Below are 25640 nucleotides of genomic sequence, written 5' to 3' on the forward strand. Positions count from 1 at the left end.
CAAATGGTCTATCAGACCTTTCCCAGTTTGCGTATGTCGCCCGATGCAGCTAACCACATATTAGTTAGCTGTTTTTTTTGTCTATTTTTTGCCCATTAGCTCACTATGCGTTATCTTCAAAGGGCGCATAAATTGATAATGAGGTTTGAATGAAGCGGGTATTGCTAACCATAACGGGGAAAGTTCAAGGGGTCTGCTTTAGACGCTATTGTCAAAGTAAGGCATTGGAGTTTGGATTGACTGGTTTTGCCAAGAATCTCGATAATGGCGCGGTGTCGGTTTTACTGCAAGGAGGGAGTGCCGCGGTTGATCGATTTATTCTTTGGAGTAACGAAGGCTCGCCACAATCACAAGTCGATAATGTGTTGGTTGAAGAGGATGAGGCAGACGATATCTACCTCGATTTTTCAATACTTTAGCTAGTTAAAAAGTGCTTTACGCTGTTGGAAGCTCTACCCCACGTTTGCAGGGTATCTCTCGCTCAGTTTAAACGGCCTCGCCCTGCCTCTGCTTGTTATTGGCTCACCATTGATTCCGCAGCTGCCATTTCACTGGGTTGTTTCATCTTTCTAATTTGAAGGATCATGCCCATATTAGGGTGGTCAAAATAGTGTATCTCATCACTTTTCACCCGTTTGTTCTGTGACATCCAGATGCTATAGAGAAACGGCATAGGCGTTGTCTGGGCTTGCTCAATCACAGCCGTCGAGTAGTCCTCTTGCATTGGTACCTGCTTACTTCCCTCTTCACGAAGTTTTATTGCCGACTCGACGTATAGGTAGTGGTCGAGGTAAATCTTGATGGCGCCATCGACTTGCCAAATAGGAGGCACTGCCGCTTTAGTGCTTAATGCCGAACTAAAATCAAACTGCGGTATGACAGTGTCATTGACTTGATTGGCAATATAGCCCGCTTGGGTGTAGCGGCTAGAAAAATCATCGCCAGCAAATAGGTGTACTGGTTTAGCCCGATGTCGCGGCAGCATAGATTGTTGCCATGTCATATGTAGTAAGCTTTTGTGGCCGCGCTCGCGAGACAACTTAGCAATAATATCTCCTAACTTTGCTTGAGATTGGGACAGCAATACCGTCGATTCACCCGGTTGGGCGTAGGTCTCTTCTGTTGCACCAATGGCAAAAGGAATATGGCTTGGATGGCTCACCTGTACAGAGCTTAACTGCTGGTTACATAGCTCGGGGGTTTCTAGCCATGCTTGGGCGCTACACCCCTCTAAGCCTAAGCTTGCCCCAGTGATGTCAGTGCTAAACAGGGGCGAGATCATATCCACAGCTTGTCGTTGCTGATGACGGGTGACATGATCAACCACTTCTTCAAAAGGCGTGCCTTGACGTTCAAACAGATACACTTCGACTTCGAACCAACGTTCTTCATTTGCTTGGCTAATAAAAGGCAGCGAGAGTAGTGCAATAACTAATAAAATACGCTTCTTAAACACGTGGTTCTCCAAGGCGATGTTGAGTAAGTTGCGAGATCAAAAGCTCAAGTAGTTTGAGTCTATCTTTATCTGTTTCTGCAGGAATGAGGAATTTTAGCTTACTTGGCCCATCCATACGATAGTTTTGTGGCTGACTCTGTAATAGTCCAATAATAAAGCCCGGATCGACGATATGATTGTCATTAAACTCCATACTACCGCCTTTAGCATGCATCTCGATTTTCGCGATGCCAAGCCCTGTGGCTTGATGCTTGTAAAGTGACAACTCCAGTAAGTTCTTCGCGGCTTGTGGCAGCAAGCCGAAACGGTCGATTAGCTCGACCTTCAGCTCATCTAAGGCTTTTTCACTGTTACAATTAGCGATGCGTTTGTATAACGACAAGCGAATATTGACATCATTGACATAGTCTTCAGGCAGCAGTGCAGGGATGCGCAGGTCAACTTCACATTGACCTCTTAACATCTGCTCAAGTGAAGGCTCCTTACCTTCTTTTAGTGATTTAACTGCGTCTTCAAGCATCTCCATATACAGGGTAAAACCAATTTTTGAAATATGACCACTTTGCTCATCGCCTAGCAGTTCACCAGCTCCACGGATCTCTAAGTCTTGTGTGGCTAACATAAAACCAGCGCCTAAATCTTCAAGTGCACCAATGGCTTCCAAACGCTTGCGCGCATCTTTGGTCATCCGTTTTGGGTGTGGCGTCATCAGATAAGCATAGGCTTGGTGATGAGAGCGGCCGACACGTCCGCGTAATTGGTGCAGTTGTGCTAATCCAAAATGATCAGCACGTTCAATCACAATGGTGTTGGCCGTCGGGACATCAATACCCGTTTCAATAATCGTGGTACACACCAAAACATTATATTTTTGGTGATAGAAATCAGACATCACCTTTTCTAGATCGCGTTCACGCATCTGACCGTGGGCAGTGATCACTCGGGCCTCTGGCAATAGGACTTCTAGCTCTCTGGCGCGTTTTTCGATGGTCTCGACACTGTTGTGTAGAAAGTAGACTTGCCCACCCCTTAAAATCTCACGCAGCAAAGCTTCCCGTACCGTTGCATCGTCGTATTCACGCACAAAGGTTTTGACAGCCAGTCGTTTCGCGGGTGGGGTGGCGATGATTGACAGATCACGCATGCCTGACATCGCCATGTTTAAGGTACGTGGAATTGGCGTTGCCGTGAGGGTTAAAATATCGATATTGGCTCTGAGCGCTTTGATCTTCTCTTTTTGCCTGACACCAAAGCGATGCTCTTCATCAATAATCAGTAGCCCTAGGTTTTCAAATTTAGCTTCTGATTGCAGAAGTTTGTGAGTCCCGATAACGATATCAACTTGGCCTTTTTCAAGCTGTGCTAATACCGCTTGTTGCTCTTTAGCGGTTTTAAAGCGAGACATCACCTCAATTTTAATTGGCCAATCTGCAAAGCGATCGCTAAAGTTCTCAAAATGTTGCTGTGCAAGTAAGGTGGTTGGCACGAGTATAGCGACCTGTTTAGCATCGTTTACTGCGACGAAGGCAGCACGCATCGCCACTTCTGTTTTACCAAAACCCACATCACCACACACTAGCCTATCCATGGAGATTGGCGAGCACATATCGGTTAGCACGGCATCAATGGCCGTTTCTTGATCGACGGTTTCTTCAAATGGAAAACTGCCAGCAAACTGCGCATATTCCTCTTGAACTAACTTACATGCGTCTCCTGGCCGAGCTTGGCGCCTAGCATAAACATCAAGTAACTCGGCTGCGACGTCGCGGATCTTCTCAATTGCTTTGCGTTTGGCTTTACTCCATGTCTCGTTGCCCAACTTGTTTAGGTGAGCTTCCTCATCGGGACCGACGCTGTAGCGGCTAATAAGGTTGAGTGAAGAGACTGGCACATAAAGCTTATCACCGCCCGCGTATTCGAGTTTGAGGTACTCTGCGACCAAACCGCCCGTGTCTAAGGTTTCTAAGCCTTGATAGTGAGCCACTCCGTGATCAAGATGGACGATGGGCTGGCCTACTTTTAATTCGGCTAAATCTTTGACCAGTGCATCGCTGCTAATTTGACGTTGTTTATCGCGGCGCCGTTGCTGTGAGATACGTTGACCAAACAGTTCCGTTTCGCAGATTATCGCCCACTGCTTTTTATTGGCGTCGGTGATCAGTGCACCTTGAGACAGCGGCGATACAATTAAACCAAATGCTGATGGCTGTGCGACATAGTGCTCAAAGTGCTGATATAACTGCGGCTTGATATCTATTTTGGCTAATAGTTCAAGCAGTGCTTCGCGTCGTCCTTCAGATTCGGCACAAAACAAAATTGGGGTACCAGACTTTGCGTACTCTTGCAGGGCGAGCAGCGGCTGCTTGAGTTTATGGTTAGAGGCGACATCCGGCAAGGTGGCGATGTTAGCCTCGGCACTGGTGCCCTGAAAGCTTGAGTCTTTTAATAGGTGACGTGGATAGCGTTTAAATGCCTCAAATACTTGTTCGGTCAGTAGGTAAAGATCTTTAGGCGGCAGCAGTGGACGCAGCGGATCGACTCTGCGATTCTCATAACGCTGAGCGACTTCCACAAGGTGAGTTTTGGCGGCCAGTTCCAGATCGCCCACGGTCACAATATGTGTGTGCTCGGGGAGGTAATCAAATAGTGTCGCCGTTTGTTCAAAAAACAGCGGCAAGTAGCTTTCAATGCCAGCAGGCATCACTTTGCGACTGACCATCTGGTAGATAGATTCAGGCTCTTTTACGACGACGTCAAACTGTCGACGGTAACGTTGACGGAAACCCTCAATGGCAGTGTCATCGGTTGGAAACTCTTTGGCTGGCAGCAAGCGTATCCCTGCTATTTCACCACTGGAACGTTGGGTTTCTGGGTCAAACTGGCGTATCGATTCCACTTCATCATCAAATAGCTCTATTCGATAGGGATTATCGGAGCCCATTGGGAATATATCGATAATAGAACCGCGCACGGCGAACTCACCATGTTCATACACTTGCTCTACCATGTGATAGCCAGTGTTGATTAACTGCTGGCGAACCTGTTCAAATGGATAGGTATCGCCTTTATTGAGCAGCAATACATTGCCAGTCAAAAATGAATGTGGTGGCAATTTCACCATCAAGGTGCTGATGGGCACGATAACAAGGCTCTGCTGAGCGGCTGGGATACGCGACAGTGTTTCTAACCGCTGTGAGACGAGATCTTGGTGGGGAGAAAAACTGTCATAGGGCAAAGTTTCTCGGTCGGGAAACAGCAAAACAGGTATCGATTTTGGGCCGAGTAAGTAGGTTAACTCAGTTTCAAGTTGCAGGGCGCTAGGGGTGTCATGGGTGACAACCAGGGTTAAGCCGGTATGATTTGCACACAGTTGCGCAAGCGTTATGGCTTGGGCTGCACCGGTTAAATGGCTTAAGGTTTTTGGGGTTTTAGCCCCTTTCACTTGGGGTGGCTGTAGAACTGAGAAAGCTTTCATTGAGATGAGACAACTGGCCAAAAATCGACAAAGATGCTGGCTATTGTAGAGGCTTAGACTCAGTTGTGCCAGTGAAAACTAGGGCTGTTGTTGCTTCTGTTTCTTTCGCAGTTGTAGCTGTTTTTGTTGCACATTTAGACTGGCTTTGACTAACTGCTCGACATCTTCATCTAAGATTTGAGTAAATTCGAGTTCGCAAAGATAGCGCGGTTCCTCAGTATCATCGCTGAGTGGCTGACATGCGATGCATTTGGCGATACATAGCACTGACAATAATGCATCTTTGATATGCAGCGACATTTTGTAGTGTTGATTGACCAATAAAGGTGTTGGACTCTCAAGGCTTATGCCGCTCCCGCCAAACGTTACCCCTTGGCATTTGTCACCTTCGTGGGCTTGTTGTTCCATAACATGGGTGAGCACCAGATCAATTTTCTTCGATTGTAATTTCAAATAATCAACAACAGTACGGGCATCATCATCGAGGTTTCTTAGTTGCAACAGACAGCTGGCCTCCATTGCCCTAACTTCGTTGACTAATTGCATACCAACGGGAAACATCGCCTTTAATTCCGTTTCAGTGGGCAGGGGCGTATTGGTCGACCAAGCCGTGAGATAAGCGCTGAAGCTGTGCTTAACGCTAAAATAGGAGTTTGAGTCTGTGTTCAACGGATTGCCTCTTGTTTTTATAGTGCTATTACCCCTATTATCGTGCGCATCTCAATGATTTATCAAGGCTCATAAGCAAAGAGACCCAGCCAAACATGAATTTAGCGTTATCTTGGAACATAGGTTATCGATATTGGCGAGCTCGCAAGGCTAACTCGTTTGCCTCTTTTATTACCCTGTTTGCCGTATCAGGTATCTTACTTGGGGTTGCTGCATTGATTGTAGTTAGCTCGGTAATGAATGGCCTAGAGGGACAGTTAAAACAGCGAATTTTAGGAGCAGTGCCGCAACTGACTGTTTATAGCGAGAAGTCGATGGATGATTGGCAGTCCGTGGCTAGTAAATTGGTTGCACTCGATAAAATAGTAGCAGTCAGCCCCAGTGTGTCGACCCAAGCCATGTTGCAGTCGCCTGGTGCGATAAGTGCGGTACAGATTTATGGTATCTATCCTGAAAGAGAGCAGCAAAATCTAGCCGCGATGTCGGCACATTTTAATGGCTCGCTAGCGGCATTGACTCCCGGAAGTTACCATATTGTATTGGGCGCAGAGCTGGCGCGACGTCTCGACTTATCTGTGGGTGATAAGGTGCGGGTGCTAAGTAGTGACGGTGTGGTCTATTCACCGCTTGGCCCGGTTCCAGCACAACGCAACTTTACCGTAGCGGGCATTTTTGCTATGGGCTCTCAGGTTGACGCCAACTTGGCCTACGTCTACCACGATGATGCTCAACGGTTAATGCGAAAAAAGGCGGGTGAAATAAAGCAGTTACGGCTATACCTCAATGACCCGTTTCAAGCGTCGGCGATTCGAGATACGGTTGTCGAGCGTTTTAACACTGACGGGATAATGGTGACCACCTCCGATTGGCGGGATAACTATGGCCACCTGTTCTCAGCGGTCAACATGGAGAAAAACATGATGTCGCTGATGCTCAGCCTGATCATTGCAGTGGCCGCCTTTAATATTGTGTCTGCACTGGTGATGATGGTGGTCGATAAGACTACAGATGTGGCGGTGCTAAAAACCCAAGGATTAACCACTGCCAGTGTGATGGGTATTTTTATGATCCAAGGAGCATTGAACGCATTGCTTGGACTATTGGGTGGTTTATTTGTGGGAATATTGGTCACCTTAAATCTTAATACACTGCTCGCGATTCTTGGGGTGTCGATTTTGGGCGCCGGCCAATCACTACCTGTTCAGTTGGAGTGGTCACAGTTAAGCGTTATCGTTATCGGCACCTTGGTCGTCACTTTTTTAGCGACCGTGTATCCAGCACTAAGGGCAGCAAATGTACAGCCCGCCAGCGCACTAAGGTATGAGTAAAAGATGAGTCAAGAACTACTGCTAGAAGTTAAGAATGTTAGTAAACGTTATCAAGAGGGGAGTATCGATACCCAAGTGTTAAATGGGGTTGACTTAAGTGTCTATCGCGGTGAGCAGTTGGCGATTGTTGGTACCTCTGGTTCGGGTAAGAGTACGTTGCTACATATTATGGGGACACTGGACAAACCGAGCGCAGGTCAAGTGTTGATGCAAGGTGAAGATCTGTATCAGCTATCGGCCGCACGTCAAGCAAAGGTTCGTAATCACGATTTGGGTTTTATCTATCAGTTTCACCATTTGTTACCCGAATTTACCGCGTTAGAAAATGTTGCTATGCCGGGATTGATCCAAGGGTTACCACGTAAAGAGGTTGAGCAAGCGGCTAAAGCCCTACTTGAAAGAGTGGGGCTTGGACATCGATTGCAACACACGCCAGCGGAGATGTCTGGTGGTGAACGCCAACGAACGGCGATTGCCAGAGCTTTAATCAATCAACCTAAACTCGTCTTGGCCGATGAGCCAACGGGTAACCTTGACGCGGCAAGCGGCGATGCTGTTTACGCACTAATCAGAGAGCTGGGCGAGCAGTTTGGTACCGCATTTGTCATCGTAACTCACGATCCCAAGTTGGCAGCCAGAATGGATAGGCAGTTATTGATGAAAGATGGCTTTTTACAAGCAGGGCAGGCGCAAGGATGAAACAAGTGCTGTCATTGTGGATAGGCTGGCGCTTCTATATGGCGCGGCAATCTAATCGGTTTATTAGCTTTATCTCATTTGCGTCGACGGCGGGGATCGCCTTAGGTGTGGCGGTATTGATTATTGCTTTATCGGCGATGAATGGTTTCGAGCGTGAACTTGAACAGCGATTACTGGGCGTTGTCCCCCATGGTGAACTGACAGGGGTCAATGAGCCTATTCATCAATGGCAAAATATCGCCCAAGATGCCAGTTTAATTGACGGGATCGTCGCAGCGGCACCTTTTGTGCGTATTTCTGGCTTGATTCAAAAGCCTGGAGGATTTCAAGGGCTCAGTGTGGTGGGGATTCAACCTGATCTCGAAGCAAAGGTATCCAGTATCGCCCAATTTATGCCAAAGCAAAGTTGGCAGGCTCTGGCACAGGGGGATAAAAACAATATCGTGCTAGGTAAAGGCTTGGCCGATTCTCTTGGTTTAGCCATAGGTGATACCTTAAGCCTCTATACTCCGAGTATGGGTGCGACAAAAGCTCAGCGTATTGGTGCCGCTAAGAGTCACCGTTTTATCGTTGCTGGAATATTTGAAATCGGCGGCGAGATGGACTTAGGCACTGCTTATGTACCAATGGATTATGCGGCCGATATCCTTGGCTTAGGTGACGGAGTGAGTGGAGTTCGTATCAAAGTCGATGATGTGTTTGCTGCGCCTCGCCTTATACGCGATTTGGGCTACAGCCAGCAGCAATATATGTATCTGTCTGATTGGACCCGAACCCAGGGCCATCTCTATCAGGATATTCAGTTGGTCAGAGCGGTAATGTATCTTGTTTTGGCGTTAGTGATCGCGGTGGCCTGTTTTAATATTGTGTCGACATTGGTGATGGCGGTGCGAGACAAGCAATCTGAAATCGCGATTTTACTTACGATGGGCATGGCCAAAGCAACTGTGATGGGAATTTTTGTCGTACAAGGTGCACTTAACGGCATTTTAGGTTGCCTAATTGGTGGCGCGTTGGGTGTACTGGTGGCATTAAATTTAAGTTCAATCGCCAGCAGCATTGAGCAAATGTTGAGTGTACAACTGCTCTCGGCCGATGTTTACTTTATTGATTTTTTGCCATCTCAGCTTGTGCTGCAGGATGTTGCGTTAGTGATTAGCCTGGCGTTATGCATGAGCCTGCTATCAACTATTTACCCTGCCTGGAAGGCGAGCCGTGTGCATCCAGCCATGGCACTAGCAGGGAGATAAATGGCACATTGAAGCGGTTATAGTTTTTCGCGATGGATTAATTTTTGCTGGTACATGCTCCGATCAGCATCGGACAGTAACTCTTTAACATTGACGTTTTGTCCCACGTAACTGGCATAGCCAATACTGAGTGATGGTTCTAATTGATGTTTTCCCCAGTGAAAGGGCTGTGATGCGATCGAGTCCTTGAGCTGGGTAATAATACTTTCGATCTGTTCAAGGTCGGTGATCTCGTACAACAAGACTAAAAATTCATCGCCACCAAAGCGGGCAACGCTTCCTTTGGCGCCAACTTCTTTGGTCAGTTGTTTAGCAATGTATCTCAGTAGGTCGTCGCCAGCTTCATGCCCCAGTTCATCATTGACCAGCTTAAAGTCGTTAAGGTCGATGTTAAGTAGGGTGAACTTAGGTTTATTATTGCGTTTTATCAACCGAGAAAGCTCTGAAATAATAAAGCGTCTGTTTGGCAGGTGAGTCAGTTCATCTTGCAGTGCTGCTTTATGGGTGTATTGGTAGTTTCTAAAGAGTAATAAGATCAACAGATACAGCAGAATGGCGGTAACACTGCCTATGATCACCACTGCCATTCGAATGTTAGTAACACGCTGTAAGTTTTCAGTATCAAATTTGGCCGCTATGGTCCACATGCCACTGGGCAACTTTATAGGATACTCCACGTCAGGGTTATCGAAAATAGCCGCATCGCCATAAAATACCTGTTGAAGCTCACTTTGGATGACATGCTTTTTAATGGCAATTTGTCCACCGCGAAATCGTGTTATGCCAGAGCTTTCTAACAGTATGTCATAGTCCATGACAACACTGACGCTTCCCCAGTAGTGTTGGTTTAATGGATAGTCTGAGAAGATAGGGTAACGAGCGATGAGGCCTATCCCACCTTGTACTAAATTTACTGGACCGGCGATATAAACAGCCTGCTGTTGTTTGGCCAGCATAACGGTTTTTAACTGCTCTGGCCGAGTACGAAAGTCGAAACCTAACGCTTGCTCATTGCCTGCTAACGGATACACATATTTAATGATGTTATTGGGAGCAAGCGCGACACTGCGTACATATTGGGCTTTATCGAGCAATTTACCGGAAATAGCTTCCCAGTTACTAATGGCAAATTGAGAGTCGAGTGTCACGACTGTGGCCAAGCTATCGGCCAGGTAGGTATCTTTGTAAATACTGGCTTCAAAATTAACACGAATGAGGGCGAGACTTTTACGAAGCCGTTCATCTTCTTTTTCTATTTCATTTTCGACAAAGTAATGGGTGACGGTACTAACGGTCAAGACTGCAACTAATAGAAACAATAATGAACATAAAAAGAAGACAGCAGCCTGTTTCTGGCGTGATTTTAGGTACATGGCCTTCCCATAAATTTGTGGTGTTCTTTTGACAAAAAATAAAACTCTAGGAACGTCACTGAGTTTGTTACAGATTGTTGCGTTTGTAATGAGTTTGATCATTCTATCGTAAGTTTAGCTAATAAGCGAAACTTGAGTGACGGCATCTATGGAGAGTAAACCGTCACATCACGGCTGATATTAGAGAGGAAGGAAATTTTACTTTGATCGACTTTTCCACTTAAACAGGATTGAGTACTTCCACAGGTTATGGACGGTAAAATAGCCGATGGCGGCGAAGATTATCCCTAATACAAGGCAGCCAACTAAAAATGGCGGACCTATTGTGGAGATAGATGCTTCTATCCATTGCCAACTGGCTTCAAAGGCAAACTCTTGCGGAGGATGACTTAAGAGCTTTGCGCCCAGTAGGTAAGCGGCGTAAAACATAAATGGCATGGTAACTGGATTGGTGATCCACACTAGCGCAACAGCAATAGGCAAGTTGCAATTAAAAATAATGGCCAATGCCGCAGCGAGCACCATCTGGAAGGGCATTGGGATCCAAGCAACAAATAGCCCAACGGCAAATGCCATAGGCGCCGAGCGACGGTTAAGGGTCCATAAATTGGGTTTATGGAGTAGGTCGCCGAACATCTGCAAATGTTTATGATTTCGCAATGTTTCTGGTTTAGGCATAAATCTTTCAATGATTTTTTTTGGCATAGCGTCGGATTGCAGTCTTAAATTACTCATTATGAATCGATTTATGTTTGGCTACTGTGCCTCGATCATTTCGGCGCTCATTTGGCCGTCATTACTTTCACCTCAGCTTGCTTGGTGCTCTCTATTTGCGGCGTTTTTACACTTACGCTGGTCAAGAATATTGGCGGGTAGCCTATTAGCACTGGCATGGATGAGTCTATTTTGTCATCAAATGTTAGCCTTTCCAGAGGTAACAGACGGACAATCTATCCAAGTAAGGGGCGAAATCATATCACTAGTTCAACGAAACAGCGACTGGATAAGTGTCGATATTCGGCTGCTAAATGATAATTTATTTGATTTCCCGCAAAGATTCATGCGTCTTGAGTGGTTAACTGAACAGAATCCGACCTTGGGGTCCCAATGGTTACTCAGGGTAAAACCGCGTTCCATTTCTAGTCATTTGAATCAAGGAGGGTTTAATCGCCAGCGCTATTTTCTCTCAAAACATATTATCGGCCGTGGCAAAGTGGTTGCTGCAACCGCAATAGAGGCAACACCTAATCCCCGCTTTCAGTTGATCAGTCAGTTAATCCCACAAGTTGAAAACTTAAACAATGGTGATTTGATCTTGGCACTGATGTTTGGCGATAAGCAGCTCATCTCTACTGAACATTGGCAAGGGCTTCGCCAAAGCGGTACGGGCCATCTTATCTCTATCTCAGGTCTACACCTATCGGTTTTAGCCTTGTGGTTATTACTATGTATTGGTGGGGGGCTTAAGCGTATGCGGCCACGTTATGGACTATCGAATACTTACCTTACCGCATTGGCGACCATCATGGTTACAGCCATCTATGGCTACTTATCTGGTTTTTCTCTACCTACTCTTAGAGCATTCAGCATGCTTTGTCTGGTTATCGTCGTGGGGGTACTACAGCGGCATTCATCACCATTTGAGCGCTTGTTGTACGCACTATTTATTGTGTTGTTGCTTGACCCGTTAAGTGTATTGAGCTCAGGGCTGTGGCTATCGTTTGGTGCACTGGCGGTAATTTTGTGGTTTGGTGGTCAATTGGCTAATGCCGTCAAGGTTGAGGAACAGCAACAACCTGATTGGTTAACCATCTTTTGGCGACGGCTTGTTATCTTATGGTCAATTCAGTGGCGATTAAGTCTACTGATGGGGGCGATGTTACTGCTGCTGTTTGGTGGCGTATCACCTTACTCTGTGTGGTTCAATCTACTGTTTGTGCCCTGGTTTAGTGTCCTTGTTATTCCCTTTACCTTTATCGCGCTGATGTGGTGGGGAGCCAGTGTCTATTTGCAGCTTCCAGCAGGCTTACCATTGGTAATACTAGACTGGCTCATCGCGCCACTGACCTACAGTTTTAATGGGTTGCAATATCTACCAGGGAGTTGGTTGAATGTTTCATCGCAGCTTGCATCAGCTTTGCTCTTTGGGCTCGTTGCTTTTGGGGTCTATCGTTTACCTATCGCGCTTAGGTGGAAGGGCGTCGCTAGTGTGCTTTGTGCCCCATTGCTATGGCTGATGATCTCACCTATGTTGGTTCGCGATGAAGAGGGATGGCGTGTGCATCTGTTAGATGTTGGTCAGGGGCTGAGTGTGGTGATTGAGCGACGTGACCACATTTTATTGTATGACACAGGTGCGGCATTTGGTGAGAGTTTTAGTTATGCCAAACAGGTTGTCATTCCGTTTATGCATAGTAAAGGGTTTAGTCGCGTTGACTATTTAGTGGTGAGTCATGGTGATAACGATCATGCTGGCGGCACCGATGTGTTGATTGCACAGTATCCTCAAGCGCAGATAATCACTGATTTAGCACCGTATGAGGGCCTGAATTGTCGGCCAAAAACCTTAACCTGGCATGAGCTTACTATTAATGTTCTTGGCCCGCAGCGAGCCGAGAATGGCAACAATGGCTCCTGTGTGTTGCAGATAACCGATGGTCTGCAGCAGATAATGCTACCGGGTGACATCGAAATTGAAGCTGAAATCGACCTAATTAGTCAGCAAACACCGCTATCGCCAGGGCTTTCTAGCAGAGTGTTAGTGGCACCGCATCATGGTAGTAATACCTCTTCTAGCCAGGGCTTTGTTGACGCTGTGGCCCCTGAGATTGTGCTGTATGCAGCGGGACTCAACAATCGTTATGGGTTTCCTAAAAACGCCGTGATTAAACGGTATGATCACATTGATGCTTCGCAGTATAGTGTGGGCACTAACGGGCAGATTAGCCTTTTTTTTGAACAAGATGGCATTAAGGTTGTTAGCTATCGTCGTGATATTGCGCCTTTTTGGTATAATCAGGTGTTTGAATTTGGTGAGTTCGCTAATACAGAGTAGAATATCGTTTTTGCACCAATGATAGAATTTTGAATGACAACTTCTTCTAAAAGCGAAGTGCGCACCGTTTTCGTTAGACTGCTTACTTATCTTGTTCCCCTCAAAGGGGTGTTATTTCTGTCAGTATTTGGCCTAGTATTATACGGCCTGGTTGACGCAACCTTTATCTATTCCATTAAACCTTTTATTGACCAGGGGTTTGCCAGTAATGTTCCGACAACGCCAAGCATGGTGCAGGGTGTTGATTTGGGGCTCGGCGGCGGATTTAATTCTGATAGCGATGTGCTAATGATGGCGCCATTCGTAGTGATTGGATTATTTTCCCTGCGTGGCTTAGCTAACTTTCTGTCGACCTATGGCATCTCGTACATCAGTGCGCGCATGATCATGGATATGCGTCAGCAGGTGTTTGAGCACTATCTTAAATTACCTGTCAGCTACATTGACGCCGAGAGCAGCGGTAACCTTATTTCACGTGTAACCTATGATACCGAACAGATTGCTAGGGCCTCTGGTAGTGCATTAATTACCATAGTGCGTGATGGTATTACCGTTATAGGCATGCTTGGAGTGATGTTTTATAACTCGTGGAAACTTTCGTTGTGTATCTTGGTGGTCGGACCGCTTATTGGTTTAGTTATCGCAGTGGTCAGTCGTAAGTTTCGTAAAGTCTCAAAACAGATCCAAGCGGCCATGGGCGGCGTAACCTCTGTAACTGAGCAGATGATCAAAGGCCATAAAAACGTATTGGTATTTGGCGGACAGAAAGCAGAGTCTGAGCGCTTTGGTAAAGTCAACGATGATAACCGTTCGCGTACAATGAAGTTGGCTTTAGCCCAATCAATAAGCCAACCCTTGGTGATGGTCATTGGCTCATTTGCGTTAGCTTTTGTACTGTACGCTTCCAGCCTAGATAGCATGAAAGCCGATTTAACGGCGGGTACCTTTGCCACCATATTGGCTGCCATGCTCGCTATGCTGCAACCGATTAAAAGCTTAACTCGTGTTAATGCCGAGTTTCAGCGTGGTATTGCAGCCTGTAGCACTATTTTTGAAGTATTAGACACCCCTGCCGAAGTCGATACTGGCAGCTATGAAACTGACAGAGTAAAAGGGTATTTACGTTTCAATAAGGTAGATTTTCGCTACAACAATCAGGAACGATTGGCGCTAGCCAATGTGGACTTTAGTGTGAATCCTGGTGAAACTTTAGCGCTGGTAGGTCGTTCGGGGTCGGGGAAATCGACCATTGCGAGTTTAATCACCCGTTTCTATAGCGATTTGGAAGCTGGCGACATTACTTTAGACGACATTAGCTTACGTGATTACAAGTTAGCCTCACTGCGCAGTCAAGTGGCTTTAGTGTCACAGCAGGTTACCCTGATCAATGACACCATAGCGGCTAATATTGCTTATGCTTATCCGGGCGAAGTGACTGAGTCAAAAATCATTGAAGCGGCTAAATTGGCCAATGCCTATGAGTTTATAGAGCAGCTGCAAGAGGGGATTTATACTCAAGTCGGTGAAAATGGCGTGATGTTGTCGGGGGGCCAGCGGCAACGTATTGCTATTGCTCGCGCGATTTTACGCGACGCACCTGTACTGATTCTAGATGAAGCAACATCAGCTTTGGACACTGAATCAGAAAAGGCGATTCAAGGCGGTCTAGACAATTTACGTCAAAACCGTACTTCTATCGTTATTGCTCACCGTTTATCGACCATCGAAAATGCCGATCAAATCCTCGTGGTTGACCAAGGTAAAGTTGTGGAACGTGGCACCCATAGCGAGCTGCTGGCTAAACAAGGTATCTATTACAACTTGTACCAAATGCAGTTTGGAAACTAACAGGGATGCAGGCGTTTGTTAATCGACTCTGGTATGGTCGACAATTGGGTGGTTACGGGCTGTTAGCCATACTTTTACTGCCGCTGAGTGCATTGTTTTATCTGTTAAGTAGCGTTCGACGTTGGCGCTTCAAGTGGGGCATAAAGCAAGCTTGCCCCATCGATGTGCCCGTTATCGTCGTTGGCAATATCACTGTGGGAGGGAGCGGCAAGACACCCACTGTCATCTACTTAATTGAGTTACTGCGCCGCCAAGGCTACACACCAGGTGTTATCAGTCGTGGTTACGGTGTTAAGTTTGAAGGCACCAAATGGGTATTGCCGGAGTTAGGTGCAAAACAAGTGGGTGATGAACCGGCGATGATTGTTGGGCGAACTCAAGTCCCTATGGTGATAGGCAAAGACCGCGTTGCAGCGGCGAATGCATTGCTGAGTGATAATAAGGTTGATGTCATTATTAGTGATGACGGCCTGCAACATTACTCACTGCACCGTGATATTGAATTGTTAGTGTTAGATGGTGAGCGACGTTTAGGAAACGGTTTTTTGTTACCAGCCGGTCCGTTAAGAGAGGGGGTGTGGCGACAACAAAGCGTTGATCATGTCATTGTGAATGGACAAACCGCTAACGATAATGAATATGCGATGCAACTGATCCCTGGTGAGCTGGTATCGCTTACTGCACCATCAGCGGTATTTGAAGGCTACAGTGATTCGGTTGCCATTGCTGGTATTGGTAATCCAGCAAGGTTCTTTAACACCCTTAATGAAATGGGGATCTCCCCACTAATTACTCATGCTTTTGAAGATCATCATGATTATAGTGCCGCCGATATCCTAGCGATCGCAAACGGTCATCATGTGTTAATGACTGAAAAAGATGCGGTTAAATGTCGCGAATTTGCAAAAGAAAACTGGTGGTATCTTCCCGTAGATGCCAAGCTACCAGCTAAGTTTGAACAACAGCTGCTAGCGCAGCTAACAGCGTTAAAACAAGGAAATACAAATGGCGTTTGATAAGAAACTATTAGAGATTATTGCGTGTCCAGTGTGTAAAGGTCAGCTTGAATACAATAAATCTAAGCAACAACTAATCTGTAAAGCCGATCGTTTGGTTTACCCAATCAATGATGGCATTCCTGTCCTGCTAGAGAATAAAGCAGAACCTTGGACTGAAGAAGCCTAACTTCTGTCAATAGCGCGCTTGGTTGCCAGCGCGCTAGTCTCCCGCTTAAATAGAGCCTCCCTTTAGATATAATTTGCATTATTCGCTCATAGTTCCAGCAGCTGTCCCCGCCTAGATTGATTTATCTAAGATGACTTAGCATAATTGTTGCCTAATAAATTTGGAGCTTAACCTGTGACGACATCAGCCATTCAAACTGTTATTGACCAACTGTTATCCACCAAGAAGGGGGAAAGAGTGGTGAGCTTTGAGTTTGAGGGAAACCGTTACTGGCTGAAACAGACTGAGCAATTAACCGGTGCGATGCGCTGGCTTAAATCCAAACCGCACGAGTCATTGCAGTTAGAAATAGAGACTTTGTTAACCCTCGCACACAAGGGAGCACCAGTGCCCGAGCTTGTCAGCTATGGTGAAGGGTATCTCGTGGTGGCCGACGTAGGCAGCCCGGTGAACTATTGGTTAGCCAATAGTCCTTCTGATGTGCAGTTGACACAAATTCTTCAAGATAGTGGTACAGCATTAGCTAAATTACACCAGCAAGGCCTAGCACATGGACGTCCAGCACTTAGGGATATTTGTTGGAAAGCGGGTAAGGTAGCCTTTATCGATTTTGAAGCCAACCAACGTGATGATGATATTACTGCGCAGCAGCAGCGGGATCTATTGGTTTATATTCATAGCTTGTATCGCTATATCGGACCCTATCCAGAAAAGGTTGAGCCAGCTATTACCGCGTATCGGTCGGCTGGTGGCGAGGCGCTATGGCAGGCTTGCCAGCAGAAAATGCGAGGTTGGCAGTGGCTTAACTATCTTATTGCACCGCTAAAAACCATAGGCGGAAAAGATCTCCGCCCTATTTACTGGCTACTTAAGCACTTCGCTTAGGGTTTAGCGTTACTATGTGAAAGGTCTTGATACAAGGTTTCTATCCAACGTTCATCTGAAATAAAATTCCAACTCCAGCCTTGTAAGTGTTTAGGTAAACCATTTTCTTTGAGTATTTCTAACGATTTTGCTGATGCTAACTGGCTTTCCATCCAGTTAATTGATGCATCAAGTATATGTTTAAAGCGAATAAGATCATTTTTAGTGGCGAGCTCACCATGGCCCGGGATCACCTTAGTGTTGCTATCAATTTGATTAATAATGTTGGCCACACTGTCTCGATAGCCTTTCACCGAGCCGCCCGCGTTTAGATCCACATAGGGCCATCTATCTTTAAAGAAAAGATCACCCATATGCACCACGGATTTATCAGCCCACAGCACGACACTATCGCCATCAGTATGACCGGCCCCGATATGGATAAGATGTAAGGTATCGCCGTTGAAATGGATTGATGTGCCTTGTTCATACGTAATGCTAGGAAGCGCCGCTGGCGTGTATTTGTCGTTACTAGCGAGACGCTTAAGTACATTATTGTGGGCAAAAATAGTACCACTGACACCAAAGGTGTTATTTCCGCCGGTGTGGTCGCCATGATAATGGGTATTGATGACATAGCGAGGTAAACCGGGTTGTATGTCATTCAGAGCAGCGCTAATTTTCCCAGCCAAGGGAGCAAACTGGTTGTCGATAATAATAATGCCATCTTTGCCCGCTGACACACCAATGTTACCGCCAGAGCCTGTAAACATGTAGGTATTGGCTGAAAGTTGTTGTGCTTTTATCTCGACATTGGCAAACCTATCATCTGCCGCAAAGCTGCTCTGGCTTAAAAGCAAGCTAAATGCTATTAGGCTAAAACGACGTAGGGCGGTAGTTAGCTCAATCATAAGGGCTCTCTTAGTCATTATTTTATTTTGTAAGTATTTTGTTAACTTAACCTAAGTGACAGATAAAAAGAAGGGCTACAAATGTAGCCCTTAATGGTTAAATTAGTGTGCCCAAGGCATGACGCGTCTGGCAACACTGTCTGCCTGTCCTAATTTAATCGCTGCTCTATGTCGCATACGATATAACGCCTGATAACACAGAGGTACTAAGTAGAGGCTGGTGACGGTTGAGAAGCTCAAGCCGCCAATAATAGCGATAGCCATCGGTGAGTATGGTGGGCCACCGCCACCAATTTGGGTATCGCCCATTGCCAATGGAATAAGCCCCAGTACCGTTGTGCCCACTGTCATTAGCACCGGGCGTAGACGGGTGACACAGACGTCATGAATCGTCTTTGATAGTTCATCGAGTTCAGGGGTCTTCTGATTAATCTGATCGACTAATACAATCCCGTTGTTCACCACAATACCCATCAAAATAAGAATCCCTATCATCGCCATAATTGACATAGAAGTACCTGTCAGTAACAGCGCCCAAAACACTCCTGTGATAGAAAACAGGATGGAAGTGATAATGGCTGTTGGTAGTAACAGCGACTCAAATAATGCTGCCATAACAATATAGATCATAGCGATAGCCAAAATCATGTTAGTCGCCATAATGGCTTGGTCTTCATCCTGACGCTGAAACCCACCACGCAGTGAATAGTTATACCCAGGCGGGAAGTCGACCGCTTGCATCACCTTATTAATCGCCTTTTGCGCTTCTTCAGTGGTCAGCTCGTCTAAGTTAGCACCAATTGAGAGTGCTGTTTGGCGATCATAGTGACGAATTGTGTCAAATCTTGGTTGTATCTTTATTTCCGCTAAACTTTGCAGGGTGTAGACCCGGTTGTCGATACGCAAAATCGGTAGTTGTTTTAATTTCTCTAACGATTCTCGCCACTGATTTTCGAACGCTAGTTCAATACGCAGTTCGCCATTTGGATCGTGACGGAAAGAGCGCAGTGGGGCACCGCGTAGTGCCATCGATACGCTTGACGCCAGCTCGGTTAAACTTAAATCTAACCTTGCCGCCATTAAGCGGTCGAGCTGAATAATAACTTCTTGCTGAGTACCATTTAATTCAGAACGCACATCCGTTAATCCCTTTATCCCAGCAAGAAGCGGCACAACTTGTTCACTGAGGCCGATGAGTTCTGAGGTTGAACGACCCGTTAAGGTTACGCGAATACCATTATTTTCATTGCCCCATCCGAACTGTGGTTTAGCAATTGAAAACTTAGGGAATCCCTCTCTGATTTTGCGTTTGAGTGCTTTCATATCAACATCGGTATCCTCTTTTAGGATTAATGTTGATTGGCCGCGGTCTGCAGAGAAGTAACTATAGACGGAGTCAATGTAAAACTCCTCCTTATTCGCATAGAGGTAATTTTCCATGCGATTAATCATCGCTTCGGTTACATCTAGGCTGTGGCGACCCTCTACTTGATAGTTAATATAGAGGCGGTTGTTGCCTTCACCGTCAGATTGATCTTGATTGACCATGCTTAATGGCAGTGCCGTTGAGGCCAGCATGACAACTGCAATGACGCCTGAAATTTTAGGGTGAAGTAAAATCCAGTTAAGGCTGCGCTCATAAAGGTGCTGCAGTTTGCTCTCTTTGGGGTTCTGTTCAACCTTAAAATCTAGTTTGGACAGCATTAGCGGTATCAATGTTTTAGCCACAAGTAGTGACGCAGCAAGCGAGATACAGATAGCGATTGCCACATGTTCAAGGAAGATGGTTAGCTCTACTTTTACACCAAAAATATTGGGTAAAAATACAATAGCAGTCGTTAATGTCCCCGCCAGTACTGCTAAGGCGACTTTATTGACCCCTGTAAGCACAGCTTGATTTGTTGAGGTGTCGCCTTGATGTTGTTTCTCTTGCAGTACGCTTTCACTTACCACTACCGCATTATCGATGAGCATACCTACGGCCAGTAGCAAACCCATCATAGAGAGAATGTTAAGGCTGTAGCCAAGAAAGTACATACCAGCTAGTGTCATACATAATGAAATCGGTACAGATGAGACCACGACCAAGGTCATTTTCAAATTACGTAAAAATAGGTAAAGTACGGCAAAAGAGAGCAGGGCGCCGATCAACCCAGCTGTCAGTAGGTCTGATAAGGAAGATTTTACCCCAAAGGCTTGATCTTCCATGATAAAAAGTTTTATCCCTTGAAATTGCTGATCTTGTTTAGCCGCCTCAATGACTTTAAGGACTCGGTCGGATACTTCCACTAAGTTGGCACCAGACTCTTTAAATACGTCCAAGCCCACCGCATAATTTTGATCAAGATGACGGCCATCCAAGCGCTCTGGTAGTGAAAAGTTGACTGTTGCCAAGTCGCCTAACCGGATACCAGGTGCTAAGACTAGCGCGCGGATCTGCGCTAGATCTAAGAACTCACCCTTAGGTGAAACCTGATACACCTTAGCGTTGGTGCGCAGTGTACCTGCACTAACGATAAAGTTTTCTTGTTGCAGACGCGCTTGCAGAGCCTGTGTACTGATCCCACTGGCGGATAGTTTGTCAGCATTTATTCGTATCTCAATCTGCTTTTGCTCTACACCGTACAGGGTTACTTGTGACACGCCCTCTACACGCTCAAGTGGTCGCTTAAGTTGTTTGTCGAGCAGATCAAATGCGCCAGACAGCTCCCTGTCACTGGAGATGCGTATGGTCAACACTGGCATATCAGCCGTTGAGAACTGCCTGATAAACACTCGTTCCACATCTTTTGGCAATAGATGACGTACTGTATCTATTTTTTCTCTTGCTTCGAGACTCTTAGTGGCGACGTTTTCGCCCCATTTCATCCTGAGTTCGATCTCGGCACCATTTTGCGAAGAACGCGATCTTAATTCCTCAATACCGCCCATGGTCGCCAATGATTCTTCGAGCACATTAGTGATATCACGTTCAACCTCCGCTGGAGTTGAGCCTTTATAGGGCACCTCAATCAGTACTTGTGGCATCTCGATGCCCGGAAACATCTCCAGTGGCAGTAAACGACTCGATGCCAAGCCAAACAGCAAGATGGCGACGAAAAACATCGAAGTGGTGACAGGACGTTTAATCGCTAAGCGGGTGATATTCATAGCGCGTCCCCTGTTGCAGCATTGGTCGTTGTTGAGCCCGTCTTCGCTTGAAAATCTTTACGATCAAATAGCGAATAAAGCGCTGGAATAACCACCAGTGTTAGTAGTGTCGCCAGGGATAAACCAAATATCACTGTGATGGCCATTGGTGCCCTGACTTCGCTGCCATCGCCCAGTCCAAGTGCCATCGGCGCAAGACCGAGTGCCGTTGTCATGGTCGTCATAATTATGGGGCGTAGTCGTGATTTGGCAGCATCTTCAATCGCTTGTGCTTTCTCAATGCCTTGCTGGCGTAGCTGGTTAATACGATCGACCAAGACAATTGCGTTATTGACCACAATACCCGCCAGCATAATGAGTCCGATAAACACCACCACACTTAAATGAGTTTGGGTAACGTAGAGACCTAAAATACTGCCACCGACCGCCATCGGAACGGCAATCAAAATCAGCAACGGGTGGATAAGCGATTCAAATTGACTCGCCATGACCAAGTACACTAAGAAAACGGCTAAGACCAACGCAATTTTCAGTGATTGGAATGAATGTTCCATCTCCTCATTTTGACCACCGAAACGCACTTGAATCGCGCTAGGTAATGTCTGCTGATCAATAATGGCTCGTGCTGCCAATACCGCTTCATTAAGGTCACCGTGGGCAAGGTTTGCTGACACAATCGCTACACGTTGCTGACTAATTCGGTTAATGGCAGACGGCCCTAAGTTAAGAGAAACTTCAGCCACTGCACTCAATGGAATTGGCTGATTACTATTGGGGTTAATAATCATTGAATCGATATCGCTGATCTGATCGCGCTCTTCGATTTCACTACGAACCAAGATATCAATCTTTCTGTCTCTAACCGTATATTGGCTAGCGACTGTGCCACCGATACGCTGTGCGATACGGTTAGCAACAGTCGGTGCATCCATACCCAACGCGGCTAAACGTGCGTGGTCAAAACGAATACTCAGCTCTGGTTGTCCGTCTCTGAGACTTGTGTTTAGGTCAGCGAAACGATCTGAATCTGATAGTGCATCGACTAAACCGTCAGCCGTTTGCTTTAACTGGGCCAAATCATAACCAATCACTTCGATTTCAAGTGGGGTTTTGAAGCTAAATAGTTCAGGGTGCTGAATTTTAGCTTCTAACTCGGGTATACGCATCGCTGTGGTTCGCAGCACTTGGGTCACCGCATCAAATGCTTGATGATCGGCTAATACCACTTGTAGTCGGCCCCAGTTTTCGCCGCCGCGAGATGTATCTGAAGTCATTAGCCCGCCACTACCCGCTTGGCTATAGGCATGTTTAACATCGCTACGATCTTTAATAGATAGCGCAAGCTTCTGTAACACCCTGTCGGTTTCGCTGACTTCGGTCCCTGGTGGCAATAATACTTCAACGTAAAATTCACCTTGATTCATGGGAGGGATCAGCTCCATACCAAGACGTGGGATCAGGCTCATGGTGCCTGCGGTCACTATGAGTGCAATACTGAGCGTGACCCAAGTGAATCGAAGCGCTTGCTTAAGTAACTTATGGTAGATTTTTTCTAGTTGATTATAAAACCAGTTAAATATACGACTGATCGGGCGCATAACCACACCACCAAGCCAAGATAGTGCACGGCCAAGCATTAAACCTATTGTCATGAGAAATGACGGAAGGTAACTAAACAAGAGTACGAACGGGAAAGAGAAAACCGTTGCACTATAGTGCTTTAACTTGGCCATTTTAGTGTCCAGTACTGGCTTTTCACTTTTTCCCACAATGTGAGGTAGGGCTTTAAAGCCTTCGCGAGAGGCAAGCATCGGGATAGTTGTCAGCGCGACAAGCAGTGAAGCCAGTAGGGCAAAGGTCACCGTTAATGCTTGGTCAGAGAACAGTGCACCAGCAACGCCGTCGACAAAAACTAGCGGCACAAACACGGCTAGCGTCGTTAAAGTCGATGCAAAAATAGCGCCCGCAACCTCTTTGGTACCAGTCACCGCCGCATCGAGTTTATTCATGCCAAGCTTTTTACAGCGATCGATGTTTTCAAGCACCACAATGGCATTATCGACCAATAGGCCCACCGCCAGTGCTATTCCGCCTAGTGACATGATATTTAAGCTGATATTGGCAAAATACATCATGTTAAAGGTGGCGATGACCGAAAATGGGATAGAGATAGAGATGATCAGCGTCGGTACGATGTCACGTAAGAAAAGGTAGATCACTAACATAGAGAGTAAACTACCGAGCAAGGCGGCAGAGGTGACCTCACTGACGGCGCTCTCAATAAACTCAGATTGATCGTAAATGACTTGCAGTTCCGCTTTTTCATTGAGTTTGTTTAGCTTTTCAAGCTCGGCGGCCACTTTTCTGGCTACGGCCACGGTATTGGCGTCGCCCTCTTTATAAATGGCTAATTCAATCGATTCTGCCGACCCGATGCGGGTGACATCGTTACGTTCTTTATGACTATCGACAATCTCAGCCACTTCAAATAGACGCACCAACGTTTGATTATCGCGGTAGACGATGATCTGGCCTAGCTCTTCTAACGAGTTGAATTGGTTGAGTGTTCTAACTAAATACTCTTTCTCACCTTGAACCACTTTACCCGCTGATAAGTTGATGTTTTCAGCTGCAATACGTGCTCTGATCTTGTCGGCATTAAGGTTAAGTTGAGTCAGTTTTTGTTGATTCAGTTGAATATGGACTTCTTGTTCCAGACCACCGGAAAGACGCACGGCAGCCACACCTGTTAGGGATTCTAGCTGGCGCTTGAGATCTTCTTCTGCAAACGTTCGCATCTGTTTGAGTTGTGCAGGTGTCGCATCGGGCACAGACAGCGCCATGCGAATGATTGGATCCAAGTTAGGGTTAAAGCGCAGCAATAATGGCTTTTTTACGTCGAGGGGGAGCTCAATGGTGTCGAGTTTTTCTCGCACATCTAAGCTCGCCATATCCATATCTGTGCCCCATTCGAACTCTAGGACAACATCGGACATACCCGAACGAGAGATTGAACTGATTTTCCTTAGGCCTTTTACGATACCGGCCGCTTCTTCGATAGGCTTTGATACTAACTGTTCTACTTCAACAGGGGCTGCGCCCTCATATTGTGTACGAATAGTAATGGTTGGATAACTAAGATCTGGCAAAAGCTTTACGGCAAGGCGGGAGAATCCCACCATACCAAATAGCATGACAGCCAGCATAAACATCCATACTGTTACGGGACGTTTGACTGAGGTGTTAATTATAGACATATGAAAATTCCCGTTTACTGTTGTGCGCTAGCAACATCAAGTTCACTGATCACTTCTACTAACGATTGATCTTTTAGGTTTTGATGACCGCGGATAACTATCTGCTCACCAGGTGTGATACCTGATACAACCTCTACAGTGTCAGCTTCGCGATAACCTAAGGTCACAGCTCGACGGGATGCATTTTCGCCATCAATCACATATAGCGCGTACTCATTGTCTTGATTGATAACAGCGTTGTACGGCACAGTGATGACATCGCTGTGAGTGTCATATCTAAGCTCAACTCGAGTAAACATGCCGGCTTTTAATGTCGCATTCTTGTTAGGAACTGATAGAGTGACTTTGAATGTACCACTTTGAGCATCAACGATTGGACTGATGCGCAGCACCTTTGCATGCACCGTATCTTGGGTATGTTTATTGGCAAAAAGTTGGGCTTCTTGACCTAGACGTAGGCTGTGTAGCTGTGCTTCAGGAAGGTGAACGATGCCATATAACTCGTCTTGATTAACAATATAGAAAAGTTCATCAAACTCTTTGGCCATATTACCCGCTTTAACGAAGCGCTTAGCGACGATTCCATCAATAGGTGAGCGAACCATGCTCTCCTCTACTTGCAGGGCGGCAAGATCGCGTTTCGCCATTGCTGCTTGGAGGTTGTATTCGAGTTTGGCCATGGAATCGGCGCTGATGAACTCTTTATTACCCATTTTCTTTAAACGGTTGAGTTCTTGTTCAATGATCTCTACCTCTGCCTGCGAGCGTGCTAAATCATAGCGTTGGCGTTTAGCATCTAAAACGGCGAGTAGTTGGCCCTTGGTCACACGATCCCCTTCTTCCACACTCAAAGATTCGATAAGCCCCGAAATACGGGTGACGACATTGGCTTCTAATGGAGCTTCAAGTGTGGCGGTTGTACTATAAAAAGAGGAGACATCGCCTTGAATGACGGTTGTGGTTTCAACTGGGATGGCGTACTTCTCTTCCTCTTTCGCTTGTTCTTCATTTCCACAGGCACTGAGGACGGCAACAAAAAGTAACGGAAGGGCGATTTTAAATTTTGATAGAGATTCCATGTGAGCATACCTATTTTATTTATCCAATTGAAACATAGTAA

Annotated in this window: 18 protein-coding genes; 9 read left to right on the forward strand and 9 right to left on the reverse strand. The window is 46.1% G+C overall.

Annotated elements, in window-relative coordinates; all coding sequences use genetic code 11:
* Nucleotides 1-149: 149 nt before the first annotated feature.
* On the forward strand, nucleotides 150-419 hold the full coding sequence (locus L876_RS0116825; RefSeq protein WP_028764862.1) for an acylphosphatase: 270 nt from the start codon (nucleotides 150-152) through the stop codon (nucleotides 417-419).
* 95 nt (nucleotides 420-514) lie between these two features.
* On the opposite strand, the gene L876_RS0116830 is transcribed toward L876_RS0116825, so the two are convergent.
* From L876_RS0116830 to L876_RS0116840, 3 genes are all read right to left on the reverse strand, one after another.
* Complete coding sequence (locus tag L876_RS0116830) at nucleotides 515-1456, reverse strand: CsiV family protein (protein WP_037429130.1); 942 nt, start codon at nucleotides 1454-1456, stop codon at nucleotides 515-517.
* Complete coding sequence (gene mfd, locus L876_RS0116835; RefSeq protein ID WP_028764864.1) at nucleotides 1449-4931, reverse strand: transcription-repair coupling factor; 3483 nt, start codon at nucleotides 4929-4931, stop codon at nucleotides 1449-1451. The genes L876_RS0116830 and mfd overlap by 8 nt, the downstream gene beginning before the upstream one ends.
* A 78-nt stretch (nucleotides 4932-5009) precedes the next feature.
* A complete protein-coding gene (locus L876_RS0116840; RefSeq protein WP_028764865.1) occupies nucleotides 5010-5600 on the reverse strand; it encodes a hypothetical protein in 591 nt (196 codons plus the stop codon).
* Between the two features lie 95 nt (nucleotides 5601-5695).
* Between L876_RS0116840 and L876_RS0116845 the strand changes: the two genes are divergently transcribed.
* Genes L876_RS0116845 through lolE form a run of 3 tightly spaced genes read left to right on the forward strand, consistent with a single transcriptional unit; the run spans nucleotide 5696 to nucleotide 8877 of the window.
* Complete coding sequence (locus tag L876_RS0116845; protein WP_028764866.1) at nucleotides 5696-6928, forward strand: lipoprotein-releasing ABC transporter permease subunit; 1233 nt, start codon at nucleotides 5696-5698, stop codon at nucleotides 6926-6928.
* Nucleotides 6929-6931: 3 nt separating this feature from the next.
* A complete protein-coding gene (lolD, locus tag L876_RS0116850; protein WP_028764867.1) occupies nucleotides 6932-7627 on the forward strand; it encodes a lipoprotein-releasing ABC transporter ATP-binding protein LolD in 696 nt (231 codons plus the stop codon).
* Nucleotides 7624-8877, forward strand: coding sequence for a lipoprotein-releasing ABC transporter permease subunit LolE (gene lolE / locus L876_RS0116855; protein ID WP_028764868.1), 1254 nt, complete (start codon nucleotides 7624-7626; stop codon nucleotides 8875-8877). The genes lolD and lolE overlap by 4 nt, the downstream gene beginning before the upstream one ends.
* Before the next feature lie 17 nt (nucleotides 8878-8894).
* Here lolE and L876_RS0116860 read toward each other — a convergent pair whose 3' ends face one another.
* Both L876_RS0116860 and L876_RS0116865 read right to left on the reverse strand, forming a co-directional pair.
* A complete protein-coding gene (locus L876_RS0116860; protein ID WP_028764869.1) occupies nucleotides 8895-10250 on the reverse strand; it encodes a diguanylate cyclase domain-containing protein in 1356 nt (451 codons plus the stop codon).
* A 198-nt stretch (nucleotides 10251-10448) separates the two neighbouring features.
* Nucleotides 10449-10955, reverse strand: a complete 507-nt coding sequence (locus L876_RS0116865; protein WP_028764870.1) for a DUF2062 domain-containing protein — start codon at nucleotides 10953-10955, stop codon at nucleotides 10449-10451.
* 43 nt (nucleotides 10956-10998) lie between these two features.
* On the opposite strand from L876_RS0116865, the gene L876_RS0116870 reads away from it, so the two are divergent.
* The 5 genes from L876_RS0116870 to L876_RS0116890 all read left to right on the forward strand — a co-directional run bounded on the left by L876_RS0116870 (nucleotide 10999) and on the right by L876_RS0116890 (nucleotide 17223).
* Complete coding sequence (locus tag L876_RS0116870; RefSeq protein WP_051413168.1) at nucleotides 10999-13305, forward strand: DNA internalization-related competence protein ComEC/Rec2; 2307 nt, start codon at nucleotides 10999-11001, stop codon at nucleotides 13303-13305.
* 33 nt (nucleotides 13306-13338) lie between these two features.
* On the forward strand, nucleotides 13339-15153 hold the full coding sequence (gene msbA, locus L876_RS0116875) for a lipid A export permease/ATP-binding protein MsbA (RefSeq protein WP_028764872.1): 1815 nt from the start codon (nucleotides 13339-13341) through the stop codon (nucleotides 15151-15153).
* 5 nt (nucleotides 15154-15158) lie between these two features.
* Nucleotides 15159-16169 (forward strand): tetraacyldisaccharide 4'-kinase, encoded by a 1011-nt coding sequence (gene lpxK, locus L876_RS0116880; RefSeq protein ID WP_028764873.1) that lies wholly within the window; start codon nucleotides 15159-15161, stop codon nucleotides 16167-16169.
* Nucleotides 16159-16338 carry a Trm112 family protein gene (locus L876_RS0116885; RefSeq protein WP_028764874.1) on the forward strand — a complete coding sequence of 60 codons (180 nt, stop codon included), beginning with the start codon at nucleotides 16159-16161 and terminating at the stop codon, nucleotides 16336-16338. Before lpxK ends, L876_RS0116885 begins: the two co-directional genes overlap by 11 nt.
* 174 nt (nucleotides 16339-16512) lie before the next feature.
* Nucleotides 16513-17223, forward strand: coding sequence for a phosphotransferase (locus tag L876_RS0116890; RefSeq protein WP_028764875.1), 711 nt, complete (start codon nucleotides 16513-16515; stop codon nucleotides 17221-17223).
* Here the strand turns inward: L876_RS0116890 and L876_RS0116895 are convergent.
* From L876_RS0116895 to L876_RS0116910, 4 genes are all read right to left on the reverse strand, one after another.
* Nucleotides 17220-18113 (reverse strand): MBL fold metallo-hydrolase, encoded by an 894-nt coding sequence (locus L876_RS0116895; protein WP_037429134.1) that lies wholly within the window; start codon nucleotides 18111-18113, stop codon nucleotides 17220-17222. The two genes, L876_RS0116890 and L876_RS0116895, sit on opposite strands and share 4 nt — an antisense overlap.
* Nucleotides 18114-18215: 102 nt before the next feature.
* A complete protein-coding gene (locus L876_RS0116900; RefSeq protein WP_028764877.1) occupies nucleotides 18216-21263 on the reverse strand; it encodes an efflux RND transporter permease subunit in 3048 nt (1015 codons plus the stop codon).
* The gene (locus L876_RS0116905; RefSeq protein ID WP_028764878.1) at nucleotides 21260-24520 is read right to left on the reverse strand and encodes an efflux RND transporter permease subunit; all 3261 of its coding nucleotides are present in this window, start codon (nucleotides 24518-24520) and stop codon (nucleotides 21260-21262) included. Before L876_RS0116905 ends, L876_RS0116900 begins: the two co-directional genes overlap by 4 nt.
* 14 nt (nucleotides 24521-24534) lie before the next feature.
* Nucleotides 24535-25599, reverse strand: coding sequence for an efflux RND transporter periplasmic adaptor subunit (locus tag L876_RS0116910; RefSeq protein WP_028764879.1), 1065 nt, complete (start codon nucleotides 25597-25599; stop codon nucleotides 24535-24537).
* Nucleotides 25600-25640: the final 41 nt, after the last annotated feature.

The sequence above is a fragment of the Shewanella colwelliana ATCC 39565 genome (assembly GCF_000518705.1).
Lineage (GTDB): Bacteria > Pseudomonadota > Gammaproteobacteria > Enterobacterales > Shewanellaceae > Shewanella > Shewanella colwelliana.

Excerpts from the sequence above, each read along its gene's own strand:
- L876_RS0116825 (WP_028764862.1), top strand. The coding sequence starts at position 150 with ATGAAGCGGGTATTGCTAACCATAACGGGGAAAGTTCAAGGGGTCTGC.
- mfd (WP_028764864.1), bottom strand. The coding sequence starts at position 4,931 with ATGAAAGCTTTCTCAGTTCTACAGCCACCCCAAGTGAAAGGGGCTAAA.
- L876_RS0116845 (WP_028764866.1), top strand. The coding sequence starts at position 5,696 with ATGAATTTAGCGTTATCTTGGAACATAGGTTATCGATATTGGCGAGCT.
- lolD (WP_028764867.1), top strand. The coding sequence starts at position 6,932 with ATGAGTCAAGAACTACTGCTAGAAGTTAAGAATGTTAGTAAACGTTAT.
- lolE (WP_028764868.1), top strand. The coding sequence starts at position 7,624 with ATGAAACAAGTGCTGTCATTGTGGATAGGCTGGCGCTTCTATATGGCG.
- L876_RS0116860 (WP_028764869.1), bottom strand. The coding sequence starts at position 10,250 with ATGTACCTAAAATCACGCCAGAAACAGGCTGCTGTCTTCTTTTTATGT.
- L876_RS0116865 (WP_028764870.1), bottom strand. The coding sequence starts at position 10,955 with ATGCCAAAAAAAATCATTGAAAGATTTATGCCTAAACCAGAAACATTG.
- L876_RS0116870 (WP_051413168.1), top strand. The coding sequence starts at position 10,999 with ATGTTTGGCTACTGTGCCTCGATCATTTCGGCGCTCATTTGGCCGTCA.
- msbA (WP_028764872.1), top strand. The coding sequence starts at position 13,339 with ATGACAACTTCTTCTAAAAGCGAAGTGCGCACCGTTTTCGTTAGACTG.
- lpxK (WP_028764873.1), top strand. The coding sequence starts at position 15,159 with ATGCAGGCGTTTGTTAATCGACTCTGGTATGGTCGACAATTGGGTGGT.
- L876_RS0116885 (WP_028764874.1), top strand. The coding sequence starts at position 16,159 with ATGGCGTTTGATAAGAAACTATTAGAGATTATTGCGTGTCCAGTGTGT.
- L876_RS0116895 (WP_037429134.1), bottom strand. The coding sequence starts at position 18,113 with ATGATTGAGCTAACTACCGCCCTACGTCGTTTTAGCCTAATAGCATTT.
- L876_RS0116900 (WP_028764877.1), bottom strand. The coding sequence starts at position 21,263 with ATGAATATCACCCGCTTAGCGATTAAACGTCCTGTCACCACTTCGATG.
- L876_RS0116905 (WP_028764878.1), bottom strand. The coding sequence starts at position 24,520 with ATGTCTATAATTAACACCTCAGTCAAACGTCCCGTAACAGTATGGATG.
- L876_RS0116910 (WP_028764879.1), bottom strand. The coding sequence starts at position 25,599 with ATGGAATCTCTATCAAAATTTAAAATCGCCCTTCCGTTACTTTTTGTT.